Source organism: Paenibacillus sp. Soil787 (assembly GCF_001429545.1).
Taxonomy (GTDB): domain Bacteria; phylum Bacillota; class Bacilli; order Paenibacillales; family NBRC-103111; genus Paenibacillus_E.
The window spans coordinates 41,585-56,138 of sequence record NZ_LMSP01000023.1 but is presented as its reverse complement, the minus strand read 5'-3'; the positions used below and the strand labels follow the sequence as shown (position 1 = coordinate 56,138).

Sequence of the window (14,554 nt, the reverse complement as noted above, 5' to 3'; positions counted from 1 at the left end):
AGTTATACTACATCCCAATATATCGGCTGTAAAGACTTTTAGCCTGAATTAAATCTTCGGTTCCTTGGATGAGAACACGGCCATCTGGAAAGATGATCATTTGCAAATCCGGGGCTGCTTGGAATTTTAAAAGGAAGCGATTTTTGTCCACCGGACCAAGCGGTTTTAATCGTTCTTCCCAATATTCAAGCGGTTTGTCGGAAGGAGTTACCGGATGAATTTGGACGGAATTACGACCGCATAAGGATTGAATCGTGTCACTTTCCACACCGACTTCTAAGTAATCGTACTGCTTCATTGCACAAGCGGGACAGTCTGATTTATGCGCACCTGCTACACTAATTGCTGAGTTTTGGTTGAACCATAAGTCCCACTGCTGCATTCGGAGATTAAGCTGATCGTGCGCGCCAACAAGCAATTTAAGAGCTTCCGTTGCTTGAAAAGAAGCTACGACATGAATGATCCCGCCAATAACACCAGCTGTATCGCATGTTTCAGTCGTGCCTGCTGCAGGTGCTTGTGTGAAAAGGCAGCGAAGGCATGGGGTTTGTCCCGGTATGATCGTCAAAGAGACTCCTCTAGAGGCGACCGCACCGCCATAAATCCAAGGAATTCCTAGTTTGATACTCACATCGTTAATTAGGAAGCGAACCGAGAAGTTGTCGGTTCCATCTAGGATTAAATCTACATCACTTAACAGCTGTTCAGCATTCAAGGAATTCAGATCGGTTACATGAGGCTCAATCGTTACCTGTGAGTTCACGAGTTGTAACCGTTTTGCTGCTGCAATCGCTTTGGGTGTTGTGGCAGCTGCATCCTCTTCATCGTAGAGCATTTGTCTTTGGAGGTTGCTAGTATCAACAAAATCACGATCAATCAATCGTACGTAACCGACCCCTGCGCGGACCATATGGTTGGCAAGAACGGTGCCCAGCGCACCCATGCCTACGATAGCAACTCGACTTCCTCCGAGTTTACGCTGTCCTTCTATGCCAATGGGGGAAAACAGAACTTGTCTGGAATAGCGTGTATCAACGTCATCATGATGATCTATATGTAAATGTGTGTCCAAGTGAGGTCATCTCCAGTCGGGTTTATTCAAATTGTGGCGTTTGGAGCGGGTTCCAAGGACCTGTTTGGCTGCCTTTCCACTCCGAACCGTCTTCCCATATTTCTTTTTTCCAAATAGGTACGATTTGTTTCAGACGTTCAATCGCATATCGACTCGCTTCATAGCAATGTGCTCGATGCGGGGAAGAAACGGCAATAACGACGCTAGCTTCGGCAATAGCGACCTTGCCCAAACGGTGTGTGATTGCACAAAGCGTGCCTGGCCACTTATTTTCTATCTCTTCACCGATGGTTTCCATGGTTTTGAGTGCCATCGGTTTGTAGGCTTCATATTCCAAAAGGACGGTCCGCTGTCCATAAGTCATCTCTCTTGTTGTTCCGATGAAAGCAAGCGAAGCGCCGTGATTAGGGTGATTGACTTTAGAAGCTACCACGGCAGGATCAATCGTATCGTGGGTGATTTCATACATAGAAGGTTGTCCACCTGAAACAGGAGGAATCAATGCAAGTTCATCTGCAGCTGTGACGATTTCCTGATCTCCCGCATAAGCTTGGTTTTTAGCAAAAAAACAAGTCGCAAGTTGAGTGGAAGCTGCCGGATAGGCTGCTATGATCTGTTGTTTGAGCTGCTCAATAGAAACGGATTCTTGTTCGATATCTATAATTAGGACGGAAGTCCCGAATAGGTCTACCAGACCTGCAAAGAGTTGGATGTGGACGTTCATGGCTCGCTCCTAATGGCTTAGTTAGTGGAATTCCTTACAGCATATCATATTTTGGCCTGAAAATGGTATAATGGGTGGAGTCTTTGGATGAGAAATGGAGCCTAATTATGAGAGGGGAAATGGTTAGATGCAAGAGGATTTACGCATACAAGTGTCAGACCTACATATAAAGAATGAAGCTTTCACAATAACTGAGATGGTTGCTCTTGCAGAGCAGCAGTTAGCACTTCAGGAGCGTGTACCGAATATGCAGGGAGATGCTTTTGATTTGAAAATGTGGTATCGAAGCTGGAAAAGCAGCCGTAATAGGGGGCATGCTGAAGAACCTTCACATGTGAAAGTGGAGGCAATAGACGAATTTCAAGCACTTATGCCATGGTCTCAATTAGATTCTGCCTTGTTTTTATATGCCCAAGGTGGACAAGTGCTCAAGAAAGGTTATCCGATTCGCCTTTATGTACCTGATGGCAGCAGTGAATGTCTCAATGTCAAAAGTGTTGTTAAAGTGTGGTTTCTTCATGATCAGACGCTTGGGGAAGAAGCGACGTTCGGTTTCAAAAATAAAGTGGCACTTGATGAGCTAAAATTCAAGAAATGATAGGGGATTCTGCTGCATAAGATTAGACATGCTTCGGATCTGGCTTACAACGAAAAGAGGTGATCGGTGTGTCTGAGCCCTTGCAACGACTCGTTATTTTACATACGAATGACATTCATAGTCATTTTGAACAGATGCCCAAAATTAGCGCATATTTTGATCGCGTACGTCGACTATGGCCGGCTGATCAGGTGTTGACACTTGATATCGGCGATCATATGGACCGGATGCGCCCTGAAACGGAAGGCACGAATGCTTCAGCCAACTTGGAAATTATGAACGCGACCGGCTACGAAGCGATGGTCATGGGTAATAATGAAGGGCTGACTTTCACACCGGAATTGTTAAGAACGGTTGTGAAAGAGCATGCCAAATTTCCAATTATCGGCAGCAATATTGTAGAAGTGGCGACGAATAAGACGCCGGATTGGATGCTTTCAACACTTACGATTGAGAAATCGGGCCTCGCCATTGGCATCATTGGGGTAACAGCAGCTTACCAAGCGTACTATGAACTGCTTGGATGGCATGTAACGGACCCAATCGAAGCTGTAAAGACCTATGCTAAGCTTCTGCGCCCAAAGGTGGATATCATTATCGTCATGTCCCACTTGGGATTGCGCTCGGATCAACGTATGGCTGAGGAGCTGGAAGGCATCGATGTGATCCTTGGCGGCCATACGCATCATGTGCTTGAGGAGCCGCTCCTGCTCAGCGGCACCTATATTTGCGCGGCCGGCAAGTTCGGTCAGTATGCCGGCCACATTGAACTTGCCTACGATCCGGCGCAGCGCCGGATCGTAGAAATGCAAGGCCGCGTCGTCCCTATGACGGACGCGAGTGAAGAAGACAGCAGCGTTACCACGCTGCTGGAGCACTACCGCATCGCCAGCGCAGCTGCGCTGGATGCGGAGGTGGCGCAGCTGCGGGAACCGCTGCGCCTCGATTGGTACGGCGAATCCCCGCTCGGCAACTTGCTTGCCGCAGGGATTCGCCGCTGGACCAGCGCCGAGATCGGGCTGGTCAATAGCGGCCAACTCCTTCAGGGACTGAAGGAGGGGCGCCTGACACGCGGCAGATTGCTGGAAATCTGCCCGGGTCCGATCAACCCCTGCCGCTTGCTGCTCAGCGGGGCGGACCTGCTGCAAGCACTCGAAGAGTCGCTGCTTGATGAGTTTATGGAGAAGCCGATTCGCGGCTTCGGCTTCCGGGGCGAGGTGCTGGGCGTGCTGTGTGTCGACGGATTGATCGTCATGACCGACAGCACCCGTGCACCTTACGAACGCATCATCGCTGTGAACGTGGGCGATGAGCCTTTAGACCCTAGCCGTGACTATGTCGTTGGCACGATCGACATGTTTACTTTCGGCTCAGGTTACTTATCCCTCAGTCGAGGTAAGCAGGTGACGTATATGCTGCCTGAATTTATCCGTGATGTTCTTGCTTCTGAGCTTCAGGATGAAGAAGCGATCCAAAGCAGTCATTTCCAAAGATTTACGGATAGAAAGCCTCCTGCTCATACGGTATAAGTCGAACAACCACAACCTTTGTCGAAATAGTTGTCAGATCTACCAAGTTACAGGTAGAATAGATAATTGGACAGGAGTACTACTATAAACTCTCAATTCATAGGGGGAAAACATGCATACTATTTTTGAAGCGATCATTATCGGGATCGTAGAGGGATTAACCGAGTTTTTACCGGTTTCTTCTACGGGACATATGATTCTAGCACAGAGCCTATTAAACACCCAAAATGATGAGGTAATGAAAACCTTTGATTTTGTCATTCAGCTTGGCGCCATAATGGCTGTCGTCCTTATCTATTGGAAACGAATTTTATCTTTATTCGGGTTAGTGAAAAGGAAAAGCGAGAGCAGGTCCGGGAAGAAGCTGAACTTGCTGCACATTCTTATCGGTATCATACCCGCTGGTGTTATCGGAGTCTTGTTTAATGATTTCGTGGATGAGAAGCTTTTTAACTCAACAACCGTGTTAATTGGGCTCGTTCTAGGTGGTATCCTGTTGATCATCGCCGAGAAGAAGAAGGAACAGCCGAGTTCAGTAGTTTTAGATGATTTGACTTATCGTCAAGCGTTTTTCATCGGTTTGTGGCAATTGGTATCCATTTGGCCAGGATTCTCCCGGTCTGGATCGACCATTGCGGGTGGCATGCTGTCCGGCGTAAGCCGCGCTGCTTCTGCAGACTTCACTTTCATTATGGCGATTCCAATTATGTTTGGAGCCTCTGGTGTTTATTTTCTCAAAAACTACCATGCACTCTCTTCGAATGACTTTGGTTTCTTTGCAGTAGGTTTTGTCGTTGCCTTCATCGTTGCTTTGTTAGCGGTTGTTACATTCATAAAGCTTGTTCAAAATATGAAATTAACGTATTTTGCCTACTATCGATTTGCAGTAGCCATTATTTTCGCTCTTTATATGTTCTTAAAGTAATCATGACTCTTTCAATTATCGAACCGCGTCGAATGATGCGGTTTTTTATATTGAACTTTTTACTGAAATCTATTACATTTAGATAGAAAGTAATGCTCACCTATTCGGGGGTCCTGAAATGCTGTTAATGCCGATCAACATGTGTCATCCTGGAATGAGGTTGGCCAAGAATATTTACAACGACGATGGTATGGTCCTGCTGGCCGTGAATGTTGAGCTTTCTCAGAGACTCATTGATCGACTTTTTACATACGGAATCGACTACATATATATTCAAGATTCTCGGACCAATGACATCATTCAAGAGGATATTATTCAGGATGAAACGAGAACAAAGGCTGTTCTCGAAATCCGTAACACCTTTAAGAAGGTAATGGAAGATTCGAACAAACGCGGAGCCGTAAATTATTATGATATCGGACGTAATTTCCGTGATGTGATGAAAATGATTATTGACGATCTAAGCGCTCATCAAGGGGCTATGGTTATGCTCAATAATATAAACGTTAAAGATAATTACTTATTTCAGCATTCTGTTAATGTAAGTATTTATGCCATCATGCTGGGAATTAGCTTTGGATATAGTCGAGAGAACCTCGAAACACTCGGATTAGGCGCTTTACTTCACGATATAGGTAAGACGAAAGTACCACTGGGTATTCTTCGTAAGCCTTCGCAATTGACTGAGCAAGAGTTTACTGAGATGAAGAATCATACGACATACGGTTTTAACATTTTGAAAGACGAACCGAACATTCCTCTTCTGTCAGCACATTGTGCTCTTCAGCATCATGAGCGAATTAACGGAAGCGGTTATCCGCGTGGGATTCAAGGGACAGAAATCAATGAATTTGCCAAATGGGTTGGGTTAGTCGATTCTTATGATGCGATGACGACAACAAGAGTATATAGAAGACCTTTACTGCCGCATGAAGCTATGGAGCAGCTATTCACGGGCTCTGGCACGATGTATGATCAAAGTCAGATTGCCTTATTCCGTGATAAAATCGCAATTTATCCATTAGGCATAACCGTTCGATTGAATACGGGGGAGTTTGGCATTGTATCGAAGTTAAACGTAACCGTTCCTCATAGGCCGATCGTTCGCGTTCTGCAGGATGAATCCGGTCAAGAGCTGAAAGAACCGTACGAAATTGACCTGTCAACGAAGCTTTCTACATTAATTTCAGATATTGGGGAAATTAAAGTAGGCGAATTTGATCCAGATGAAAGTATGCCGACCATATTTTAAGATAAAATATAGATAACAAGCACGAAGAACCTGGGAATCCAGGTTCTTTTTGCAAATTAGGGGGATGCCTGTGAGAGAATCAGTTGTGAAAGGGAAGTTCTGGAGATGGGGATATGCGATGCATCGTTTCCGATGGCTCGTGCTGGTTATTGGCGTGCTTCTGCTTCTCAGCTTTGCTATTTTTGCTCAGAAAACGCCGGGTATGCTCAAAGACAACGGCTTCACGCCTAAAGGCAGTGAGTCCGATCGCGGCCTCATTCAAATGAGGGATGAACTTGGTGTTCCACTTACGATGCTGAACCTGGTTTATACAGGGGAAGGGCTCGATATGACGGAAAAAGTCCATCAACAAGCCATTATGGATTCGCTTAGCGAAATGAAGAAGCTCCCCTATGTTGAAAGTGTGAAATTCGTCGCAACACCTCGTAACGAGGGGCATCGGGATGTACTGGCTGTGAACGTGTCACTGAATCTAGATACCGACCCTGCTCTGGAGAAATATCCGGAACTTAAGGAACGCGTGCATCCGCCAATAGGCATGAAAGTATATGTGACTGGCGGACCTGCAATTTTGCATGATATGCAGGAAGCGAGTAAGCATGATATTGCCAAATCAGAAGCGATTGGCTTACCGATAGCGCTGATTGTCTTGCTAATCGTGTTTGGCACCCTAGTCGCGGCGCTATTACCTATGATTGTAGGGCTTATGAGCGTTACCCTTACTTTAGGGATAACCTATTTTATCGCCCAGCACCAATCCTTATCAAACTTCCTTCCGAATATGGTGACGATGCTCGGTCTTGCCGTAGGGATTGATTACGCTTTGTTTCTCGTCAGCCGCTTTCGAGAGGAACTCAAGGTTCGGAAGAATGTGGCTGAAGCTGTGGCCATGACGTGTCAGACGGCTGGGAAATCGATCTTTTTTTCCGGTATAGCCGTGTTGATTGGGCTGCTTGGCATGTTATTCGTAAATCTCACCTTCTTCCGCTCCTTGTGCTTAGGCGGCGTAATTGTCGTGTCGATATCCGTTATTGTCGCGAATACGATGCTGCTGTCGCTTCTAGGTATACTTGGTGAACGAATTAACTCCTTGCAGGTCGTTCCTAAACGTTTTCGCAAGCAAGAAACGTCTCGCTTTTGGGAACGGATCGCTTATGCTGTCATGAAACGGCCCGTAATGCTGGTTGTCATTGTCGGGGGTGCCCTAATCTACACCATGACCCCGATGAGTCATATAAAGTTAAATGTCCCGAATGCCGAGGTACTGCCTCCTAGCTATGAATCCCGATATGGCTCGGAATTATTGAAGGCGGCCTACGATCCGCGTATGATGGGGCCTATCCAAATTGTTATTCATACAGAAGGAGAAGTGTGGGAAGAGGCTTCGATTCGTCAAGTTCAGGCTTATAGTGAGCAGGTTAAAGGGGTATCTGGTGTAAAAGAAGTACAGAGTTTCCTCAGTTCCCTAGGTCAACATTCGGATGCTGAGTTAACAGCTATGTTAAGGGATTCAGGTGTCAAAGCACAAATTGAAGGCAATAAATTGGCAAAAGATCGCACTGCTCTGATGGTTGTAGTGCCTGAGAAAGATACCGATGATCCTTCGACGGACCGCCTTGTTCGAGAACTTCGCAGCTTAAGTAAGGATGGACTTGATATGGCAGTCACAGGCGGACCGGCCTATAGGCTGGATATCATAGATCGAATTCAGAACGAGATACCTAAAGTATTAACTTTTGTGATGGGGATTACCTACATCGTATTATTGCTTGCTTTTAGGTCCGTTGTGCTTCCGCTCAAGGCTGTATTAATGAATATGCTCAGTCTTGGTGCGAGTCTCGGTGTTGTTGTGCTAGTATTCCAGCATGGCTACATGGCTGATTTGCTGCACATTACATCCATTGGTTATGTCAGTGCTACTCTGCCAGTAATCATTTTTTGTGTAGTGTTTGGCATATCCATGGATTATGAAGTATTCCTGATTTCTCGCATTATGGAGGAGTATGAGGTAAGCGGTGATAATGATAAAAGTACGGCTGAGGGGCTTAAGAAAACGGGAAGCCTAATTACAAGTGCAGCTTTCATTTTAGTTGTCGTTGTAGGTTCATTTATTTTTACAGATATCGAAATCATGAAGGCGTTGGGGCTCGGTCTAGGTCTCGCTGTTCTGATTGATGCAACCATCGTTCGAGTGATGCTCGTTCCTGCACTTATGAAACTGCTTGGGGATGCGAACTGGTGGGCACCTAAGTGGCTGCGAATGAGTTCGCAATTGAAAGCAGAGAAGGAATAGTGGAGCTTCAGATTAACATGCCCGCCGTTTCCTTTTTTGTGAATCATAAGTTACAATAAAGGGCATAGGTATAGGCATGATAGGAACAATTAGCTAGTGAATAGGAAATGATAGGTCAGGTGTAAACAGCATGAATATGAATGGAACAAGCTCCATCTTACCGGAGCTAACCCCCGCATACGATCCATGGGACCCTATTCGGTCTTATCGCAAATACGGGAAACACGTACTAACAAGTGTTGAGCTTACAATAACGAATTTATGTAATATGCGATGTGAGCATTGCGCGGTTGGGGATTCGTTAACCATGACGGAAGGACCTCGCATCCCCTTGCCGATCATTTTGAAGCAGCTCGATCAGGTTGAGCATTTAGAAACGATCAGTTTGACCGGCGGAGAGCCGTCGTATCACATCAAGATCGTCAAAGACTATATGCTGCCAATCCTTAAATATGCACGAGAGCGCGGTATTCGTACACAAATCAATTCCAATTTAACGCTTGACTTAGCCCGGTATGAACTTCTCGCTCCTTATCTGGATGTCATGCATATTTCTTTCAATTACTTGAATGCGGACGATTTCCATCAAGTCGGCTTTGTGAATAGCGGGCATCCGGTTAGTCATGATACCGCGGCGCGCATGTATGAACGCATGGTTGATAACACGATCGCGCTTAGCAAAGGTGGACTTTATGTCTCAGCGGAATCGATGATTAATACACGCACACACGAGAAATTACCACAGATTCATAAGCTGATTGAGGAAATGGGCTGCAAGCGCCATGAGGTTCACCCGATGTATGCCAGTTCCTTTGCTTCTCATCTTCCAATGGTATCTCTGGACGAGTTGAGAACGAGCATTCATCGGTTGTTAGACAGCCGGAATCGTGACATGTGGATGCTGTTTGGCACACTGCCATTCTTTGCTTGCAATGATCTTCAAGAGGACAGAATATTGGTTAAAAGGCTTCGCGAGGAGCCGAATGTAACTGTACGTAATGATCCGGATGGACGTAATCGCTTGAATGTGAGCACGTTTACAGGCGAGGTGTTCGTCACGGATTTTGCAAATGAACCACCTCTTGGTAATATCAAGGATGACCCGCTAGATACCATTTTTGCACGTTGGGAGAATAATCCGCTGAATCAGCGTGTAAACTGCTTCTGCAGCAGCGCTTCTTGCTGCGGCCCTAACCTGCTGGTAGCCGACTCGTATTACCGTTCTGTTGATTTCAAAAGCCGCAAAGCTATCATCTAATCATTTTACTGAAGGAGATATACGCTTGCCACACACTTCGTTTGATTTCGGTTCCATTGTTCTTAACCTGATAGTAATCATTATATTAGTCCTACTCAATGGTTTCTTCGTTGCTGCCGAATTTGCGCTTGTGAAGGTTCGGCAATCCCGCATCCAGCAGTTAGTCAATGAAGGCAGCGGCAAAGCAAAGTATGCCATCAAGGTAACTTCGCAGTTAGATACTTATTTATCAGCAACACAATTGGGGATTACACTTGCCTCTCTGGGATTAGGTTGGGTTGGTGAACCTGCCATCGCGGGGTTGATCATGGAACCCCTCTTACATAAGCTTCAAGTAGAATCTTCGGTGTATACAGCGACCTTGTCTTTCATTGTTTCATTTGGATTTATTACGTTCCTGCACATTGTACTCGGTGAGCTGGCCCCGAAATCGTTCGCGATTCAAAAAGCGGAGTTAACCTCGCTATGGCTCTCAGCGCCGCTGCTCTTCTTCTACAGGCTGTTTCGCCCGATCATCTGGGTGCTCAATGGTGCAGCCAATAAATTTCTATCATGGATTGGTGTAGAGCCGGCAAGCGAGCATGAGGCCGCCCATACGGAGGAAGAGATTCGGATCCTGATGGATGAGAGTGTCAAAAGCGGCCATATCGATCAGGATGAAATGGTGCTTTTCGATAATATTTTTGAGTTCTCAGAGCGTATTGCCCGTGAGGTTATGCTGCCGCGGACAGATATGGATTGTCTATTCCTTGAGCTAAGCTTTATTGATAATTTACGTATGGTTCATGAGACGAAGCATACCCGTTACCCTGTGGCTGATCAGGATAAGGATAACATCGTCGGTTTCGTTCACATTGCTGATTTGCTAACAGCTGATCCGGATGAAGAGCAGGAAATTAAAAACTTTATTCGCCCAATTCTCAACGTTCCAGAGTCGATGGAAGTCAGCCGTGTATTAAAATTAATGCAGAAAAAACATTCTCAACTTGCTATCGTTATTGATGAATACGGCGGTACTGCAGGACTTCTGGCACTAGGGGATATTCTGGAGGAGATTGTTGGCGAGATGCACGATGAGTTCGATATCGATGAGCGGCCGGGCGTTGAGGTCAAAGATAAGTATACGTCTGTAGACGGCCGTGTCCTGATTGAAGACTTGAATGATATGCTGGATCTGGACATCGAGGACGATGATGTGGATTCTATCGGTGGTTGGTTGTTTAAGAAGCTTGAAGGTGCACCTGTCAAAGGCAAAAAAGTGGCTTTCGGCAACCATGTGTTTGAAGTATCCGAAGTAGATCGACTGCGTATCGTGCGCATTCACATCACGAAAATCAACCCTGTCAGACCTATAGATGAATAAGCGGAGGAGTACTGATGTCGCCTAAGACGATCTTAATCATGGTGCTTGGATTACTGCTATTGTACGGATTGTTCACCATAGGTTTGCCATTCTTACTCGCGCTCGTGACAGCTATTTTCTTGGACCCTTTAACCGTGCTTCTCATGCGTGCTGCAAGAGTGAACCGATTAATTGCAGCTACGATCATTTGTACCGTCTTTACACTGCTGACGCTGACCTTATTTTATTTCATTGGGTTAAATGTCGTCACAGAGCTCATTGACCTTGGCCGAAAAGCGCCGAATTATATGGATGAAGTGAATAAGTATATGGATCAAGCTGTCAACCGCACACAATTGTTCTATGACTCTTTGTCACCAGATATGGCGGCTCAAGTGCAGACTTGGCTGGAAAGCAGTACGGAAACCTTAACGGGGGCGTTAACTAATGTATTAAGCGGCATTTCTGGCTTCTTTTTAAATCTAGCTGGAAAAATTCCGAATTTATTTATTTTAATGCTCATGTACGTCATTGCTTTATATTTGTTTATGTTTAGTTTACCTAAACTTAGGTTGTCTTTTCTGTCCATGTTTGAAGAGCATTCCAAACGAAAGATGGAAAACGTGCTGACTTACCTGCGGGAAGCTATCTTTGGCTTCATTCGTGCGCAGCTCATCATGGCCGTGTTGACCTATTTGGTCACATTTGTAGGCCTACTGGTCCTAGGTGCTGAATATCCGCTAGCCATTTCCTTATTAGTGATGGTTATGGAGTTCGTTCCTGTGATTGGCACCGGGCTTGTGTTTATTCCTTGGCTCGTTTATCAACTGCTGATTGGAAACACGGGAATGGGTGTAGGATTATTAGTCCTATTCCTTGTTTTGACGATATTCCGCCGCATTGTCGAGCCTAAAGTGCTCAGTGATGCTGTAGGAATTAATGCGCTCGCAGCTTTGATCAGTTTGTACATTGGTTTCGAGCTTTTAGGAATAACAGGTCTCTTTCTAGGGCCGTTGGTTGTTATTATTTATCAAGCTATGCGTAAAGCTGGCCTGTTAAACTTAAATATTAAACTGGATTAAGCCACAGTAAATGAACAGGGTGGTTGGGTATGAAGTTAATTTTATTTGATTTGGATGATACGCTGTTTGACTTCTCAAGTACGTGGAATGTCGTGATGAAAAAGATGTTTGCGGAACATGAGGTGACAAAAAAGTATGACAACGAGTCGTTCTTCACTGCATTTCAAAAGAAAAGCGACGAGCTATACTACTTATATGAGCAGCGAATTTGTACGGTTGAAGCGTATCGTAGCCGAAGGTTGATCGAAACATTAGCTGACCACCAATACACGATGTCGGAAGACGAGGCAGAAGCTTTCAACCTCCAATACATCCAACGATATGAAAAGAGCTTAGAGCCCGATCCTCACGTGCTGGAGCTGCTGCTGAAGCTCAGGGACCGTTATCACCTAGGAATCATTACGAACGGACCTCACGATATGCAAGAGGGTAAAATAGTGCGTCTAGGTCTGAAGGAATTGTTCCCTCCCGAGCAGGTGTGGATCTCTAATGTCGTTGGAATGGCCAAGCCTGATCCGCGTATTTATCAACTGGCCCTTGATTATTTCAATGTGCTGCCAGAGGATGCCTTGTTTGTAGGTGACTCTTGGGAAGCTGATGTAGCTGGTCCGCTGCAAATAGGCATGAAAGCAATTTGGCTCAATAAATATGCTAAAACGCCTCCTGCCTCCGATATGAAACCGCTAGCGATCGTTAGTCAGCTTCATGAACTTATTCCTCATCTAAATTAATGCACCCTTGAAAGTTGCTTATAAAAAAACCCTGCTTCGTTGCCTAATGGCAGCGCATCAGGGTTTTTTTCATTACTTGTACAGTACGGACGGTCAGCTGAGAAGTCGATTTCCGACCTCTCAGACACAGTAGATGAGCTTCGGCTCGAGGAATTCTTATTATAAGCGCGTTTTTTGCGCTTATTTGTTTGTATATACGCTTGGCTCCTAATGGCATCTTCCAACAGCTATGGAAATGTTGTAAAACATGTGATTTTGTCCAAGTCATCCCGCATATAACGAGCATATAGGCCATTTTTGGTTCTGCGCTTGATTTCAATTACTCACTAGACAGAAGAGGAGGAGAGATATGCATATGCACGCGCATTCGCAATTTAAAAAATATTTCCCATTCATCGGTCCATTTGATCCTTGTCCACCCATTCGAATGAAATTTTATAACACACCGCCACAATTATATATCCACTTTCAACCGCCTGGCTTGCCACAATATAGTCCCTACGAAGCACTCAGAAAAGGAACGCTCTGGCCGGCACTTTACGGGCCTTATGAGGCTAAAGCAGTAGAGGGGGTCCCATTGACATGAGTGAACCCATGTTACCCGATTCGTATTACAGACAACTTCACGATCTGCAAGCTGTAGATTTCGTCTTAGTTGAGCTGACGCTGTATTTAGATACTCACCCTGATGATCTGGGTGCTATTCAACAATATAATCAATTCGCACAGAAAAGAATGCAAATTGCAAGTCAGTTTGAGTTGGAGTTCGGCCCTCTCATGCATTTCGGTCACAGTTATACCAAACAACCTTGGCAGTGGTGTGAGCCTCCATGGCCATGGCAAGTCTGAGAAGGAGGAGAGCGCATGTGGATTTATGAAAAAAAGCTGCAGTATCCAGTCAGAGTCAGTAAATGCGACCCTCGGATGGCTAAACTGCTCCTTGAACAATATGGGGGTGCTGACGGGGAGCTAGCTGCGGCATTGCGATATTTAAATCAGCGGTATTCGATTCCAGACAAGGTAGTGGGGCTGTTAACAGATATTGGCACGGAGGAGTTTGCCCATTTAGAAATGATTGCAACCATGGTTTATAAGCTTACAAAAGACGCAACCGTCGATCAACTGAAAGCCGCTGGTCTGGATGACCATTATGCGAGCCATGACAGAGCGCTCTTCTATCAGAATGCATCCGGTGTGCCATGGACAGCAGCCTACATACAAGCCAAAGGAGACCCCATCGCGGACCTCTATGAGGATATTGCCGCCGAGGAGAAGGCAAGAGCAACCTATCAATGGTTGATTGATCTAACTGATGACGTTGATCTGCAGGACAGTCTAAAGTTCCTCCGTGAGCGGGAAATTGTGCATTCGCTGCGATTTAGAGAAGCTGTTGAGATTTTGAAGGATGATCGAGAGGCCCAGAAGGTTTTTTAAGCAGGGAGGTATGGAGTAGGACGAGGTAGCTAGGATAAAAAAAGCAGGCCGAGAGGCCTGCTTTTTGTTTAAAGTATACAGTATAAGTTTTCTGAGGCATTAGAGATCTCCTTTGGCTAGGTTCGTCAAAATTAGTACAGGAATACGTACAGATGAACTCTTCTTTTCAGCCACCGTCCCTTAGAATCTTTACTTTTTCCAATGGGAGTGGATGTAGCCAAATCAGATTCATATTGTTGAAAAGGGCGCACAGCCAATGCACAAGCTGTAAAGATATTTTTGAGCCTGTCGATTAACTGTTCATAACTTCGGAA

14 protein-coding genes are annotated in these 14,554 nt (G+C 45.4%); 12 read left to right on the top strand and 2 right to left on the bottom strand.

Annotation, left to right across the window (positions count from 1 at the left end):
* Window positions 1-7: 7 nt before the first annotated feature.
* Both ASG93_RS19810 and ASG93_RS36965 read right to left on the bottom strand, forming a co-directional pair.
* A complete protein-coding gene (locus ASG93_RS19810) occupies window positions 8-1,072 on the bottom strand; it encodes a ThiF family adenylyltransferase (protein WP_082614987.1) in 1,065 nt (354 codons plus the stop codon).
* Window positions 1,073-1,094: 22 nt separating this feature from the next.
* The gene (locus tag ASG93_RS36965; RefSeq protein WP_056834480.1) at window positions 1,095-1,796 is read right to left on the bottom strand and encodes a molybdenum cofactor biosynthesis protein; all 702 of its coding nucleotides are present in this window, start codon (window positions 1,794-1,796) and stop codon (window positions 1,095-1,097) included.
* A gap of 127 nt (window positions 1,797-1,923) precedes the next feature.
* Here ASG93_RS36965 and ASG93_RS19800 point away from each other — a divergent pair, with 127 nt between their 5' ends.
* From ASG93_RS19800 to ASG93_RS19745, 12 genes are all read left to right on the top strand, one after another.
* Window positions 1,924-2,394, top strand: coding sequence for a hypothetical protein (locus ASG93_RS19800; RefSeq protein WP_056834478.1), 471 nt, complete (start codon window positions 1,924-1,926; stop codon window positions 2,392-2,394).
* A 68-nt stretch (window positions 2,395-2,462) separates the two neighbouring features.
* The gene (locus ASG93_RS19795; protein ID WP_056834477.1) at window positions 2,463-3,923 is read left to right on the top strand and encodes a bifunctional metallophosphatase/5'-nucleotidase; all 1,461 of its coding nucleotides are present in this window, start codon (window positions 2,463-2,465) and stop codon (window positions 3,921-3,923) included.
* Window positions 3,924-4,035: 112 nt separating this feature from the next.
* Window positions 4,036-4,848 carry an undecaprenyl-diphosphate phosphatase gene (locus tag ASG93_RS19790; RefSeq protein ID WP_056834475.1) on the top strand — a complete coding sequence of 271 codons (813 nt, stop codon included), beginning with the start codon at window positions 4,036-4,038 and terminating at the stop codon, window positions 4,846-4,848.
* Between the two features lie 118 nt (window positions 4,849-4,966).
* A complete protein-coding gene (locus ASG93_RS19785) occupies window positions 4,967-6,100 on the top strand; it encodes an HD-GYP domain-containing protein (RefSeq protein ID WP_056834473.1) in 1,134 nt (377 codons plus the stop codon).
* A gap of 64 nt (window positions 6,101-6,164) precedes the next feature.
* Window positions 6,165-8,393 (top strand): MMPL family transporter, encoded by a 2,229-nt coding sequence (locus ASG93_RS19780; RefSeq protein ID WP_056834471.1) that lies wholly within the window; start codon window positions 6,165-6,167, stop codon window positions 8,391-8,393.
* Window positions 8,394-8,523: 130 nt separating this feature from the next.
* Window positions 8,524-9,651 carry a radical SAM/CxCxxxxC motif protein YfkAB gene (gene yfkAB / locus ASG93_RS19775; RefSeq protein WP_056834469.1) on the top strand — a complete coding sequence of 376 codons (1,128 nt, stop codon included), beginning with the start codon at window positions 8,524-8,526 and terminating at the stop codon, window positions 9,649-9,651.
* 25 nt (window positions 9,652-9,676) lie between these two features.
* Entirely contained in the window at window positions 9,677-11,014 is a 1,338-nt protein-coding gene (locus ASG93_RS19770) for a hemolysin family protein (RefSeq protein ID WP_082614986.1), read from the top strand.
* A gap of 14 nt (window positions 11,015-11,028) precedes the next feature.
* Window positions 11,029-12,075 (top strand): sporulation integral membrane protein YtvI, encoded by a 1,047-nt coding sequence (gene ytvI / locus ASG93_RS19765; protein WP_056834467.1) that lies wholly within the window; start codon window positions 11,029-11,031, stop codon window positions 12,073-12,075.
* Window positions 12,076-12,104: 29 nt separating this feature from the next.
* Entirely contained in the window at window positions 12,105-12,806 is a 702-nt protein-coding gene (locus ASG93_RS19760) for an HAD family hydrolase (RefSeq protein WP_056834465.1), read from the top strand.
* 355 nt (window positions 12,807-13,161) lie between these two features.
* On the top strand, window positions 13,162-13,392 hold the full coding sequence (locus ASG93_RS19755; protein ID WP_056835099.1) for a spore coat associated protein CotJA: 231 nt from the start codon (window positions 13,162-13,164) through the stop codon (window positions 13,390-13,392).
* Window positions 13,389-13,655 carry a spore coat protein CotJB gene (locus ASG93_RS19750; RefSeq protein WP_056834463.1) on the top strand — a complete coding sequence of 89 codons (267 nt, stop codon included), beginning with the start codon at window positions 13,389-13,391 and terminating at the stop codon, window positions 13,653-13,655. The genes ASG93_RS19755 and ASG93_RS19750 overlap by 4 nt, the downstream gene beginning before the upstream one ends.
* Before the next feature lie 15 nt (window positions 13,656-13,670).
* Window positions 13,671-14,240 (top strand): manganese catalase family protein, encoded by a 570-nt coding sequence (locus tag ASG93_RS19745; protein ID WP_056834462.1) that lies wholly within the window; start codon window positions 13,671-13,673, stop codon window positions 14,238-14,240.
* The last annotated feature ends 314 nt before the right edge of the window (window positions 14,241-14,554 follow it).

Excerpts from the sequence above, each read along its gene's own strand:
- ASG93_RS19780 (WP_056834471.1), top strand. The coding sequence starts at position 6,165 with ATGCCTGTGAGAGAATCAGTTGTGAAAGGGAAGTTCTGGAGATGGGGA.
- yfkAB (WP_056834469.1), top strand. The coding sequence starts at position 8,524 with ATGAATATGAATGGAACAAGCTCCATCTTACCGGAGCTAACCCCCGCA.
- ASG93_RS19785 (WP_056834473.1), top strand. The coding sequence starts at position 4,967 with ATGCTGTTAATGCCGATCAACATGTGTCATCCTGGAATGAGGTTGGCC.
- ASG93_RS19760 (WP_056834465.1), top strand. The coding sequence starts at position 12,105 with ATGAAGTTAATTTTATTTGATTTGGATGATACGCTGTTTGACTTCTCA.
- ASG93_RS19745 (WP_056834462.1), top strand. The coding sequence starts at position 13,671 with ATGTGGATTTATGAAAAAAAGCTGCAGTATCCAGTCAGAGTCAGTAAA.
- ASG93_RS19790 (WP_056834475.1), top strand. The coding sequence starts at position 4,036 with ATGCATACTATTTTTGAAGCGATCATTATCGGGATCGTAGAGGGATTA.
- ytvI (WP_056834467.1), top strand. The coding sequence starts at position 11,029 with ATGTCGCCTAAGACGATCTTAATCATGGTGCTTGGATTACTGCTATTG.
- ASG93_RS36965 (WP_056834480.1), bottom strand. The coding sequence starts at position 1,796 with ATGAACGTCCACATCCAACTCTTTGCAGGTCTGGTAGACCTATTCGGG.
- ASG93_RS19755 (WP_056835099.1), top strand. The coding sequence starts at position 13,162 with ATGCACGCGCATTCGCAATTTAAAAAATATTTCCCATTCATCGGTCCA.
- ASG93_RS19800 (WP_056834478.1), top strand. The coding sequence starts at position 1,924 with ATGCAAGAGGATTTACGCATACAAGTGTCAGACCTACATATAAAGAAT.
- ASG93_RS19750 (WP_056834463.1), top strand. The coding sequence starts at position 13,389 with ATGAGTGAACCCATGTTACCCGATTCGTATTACAGACAACTTCACGAT.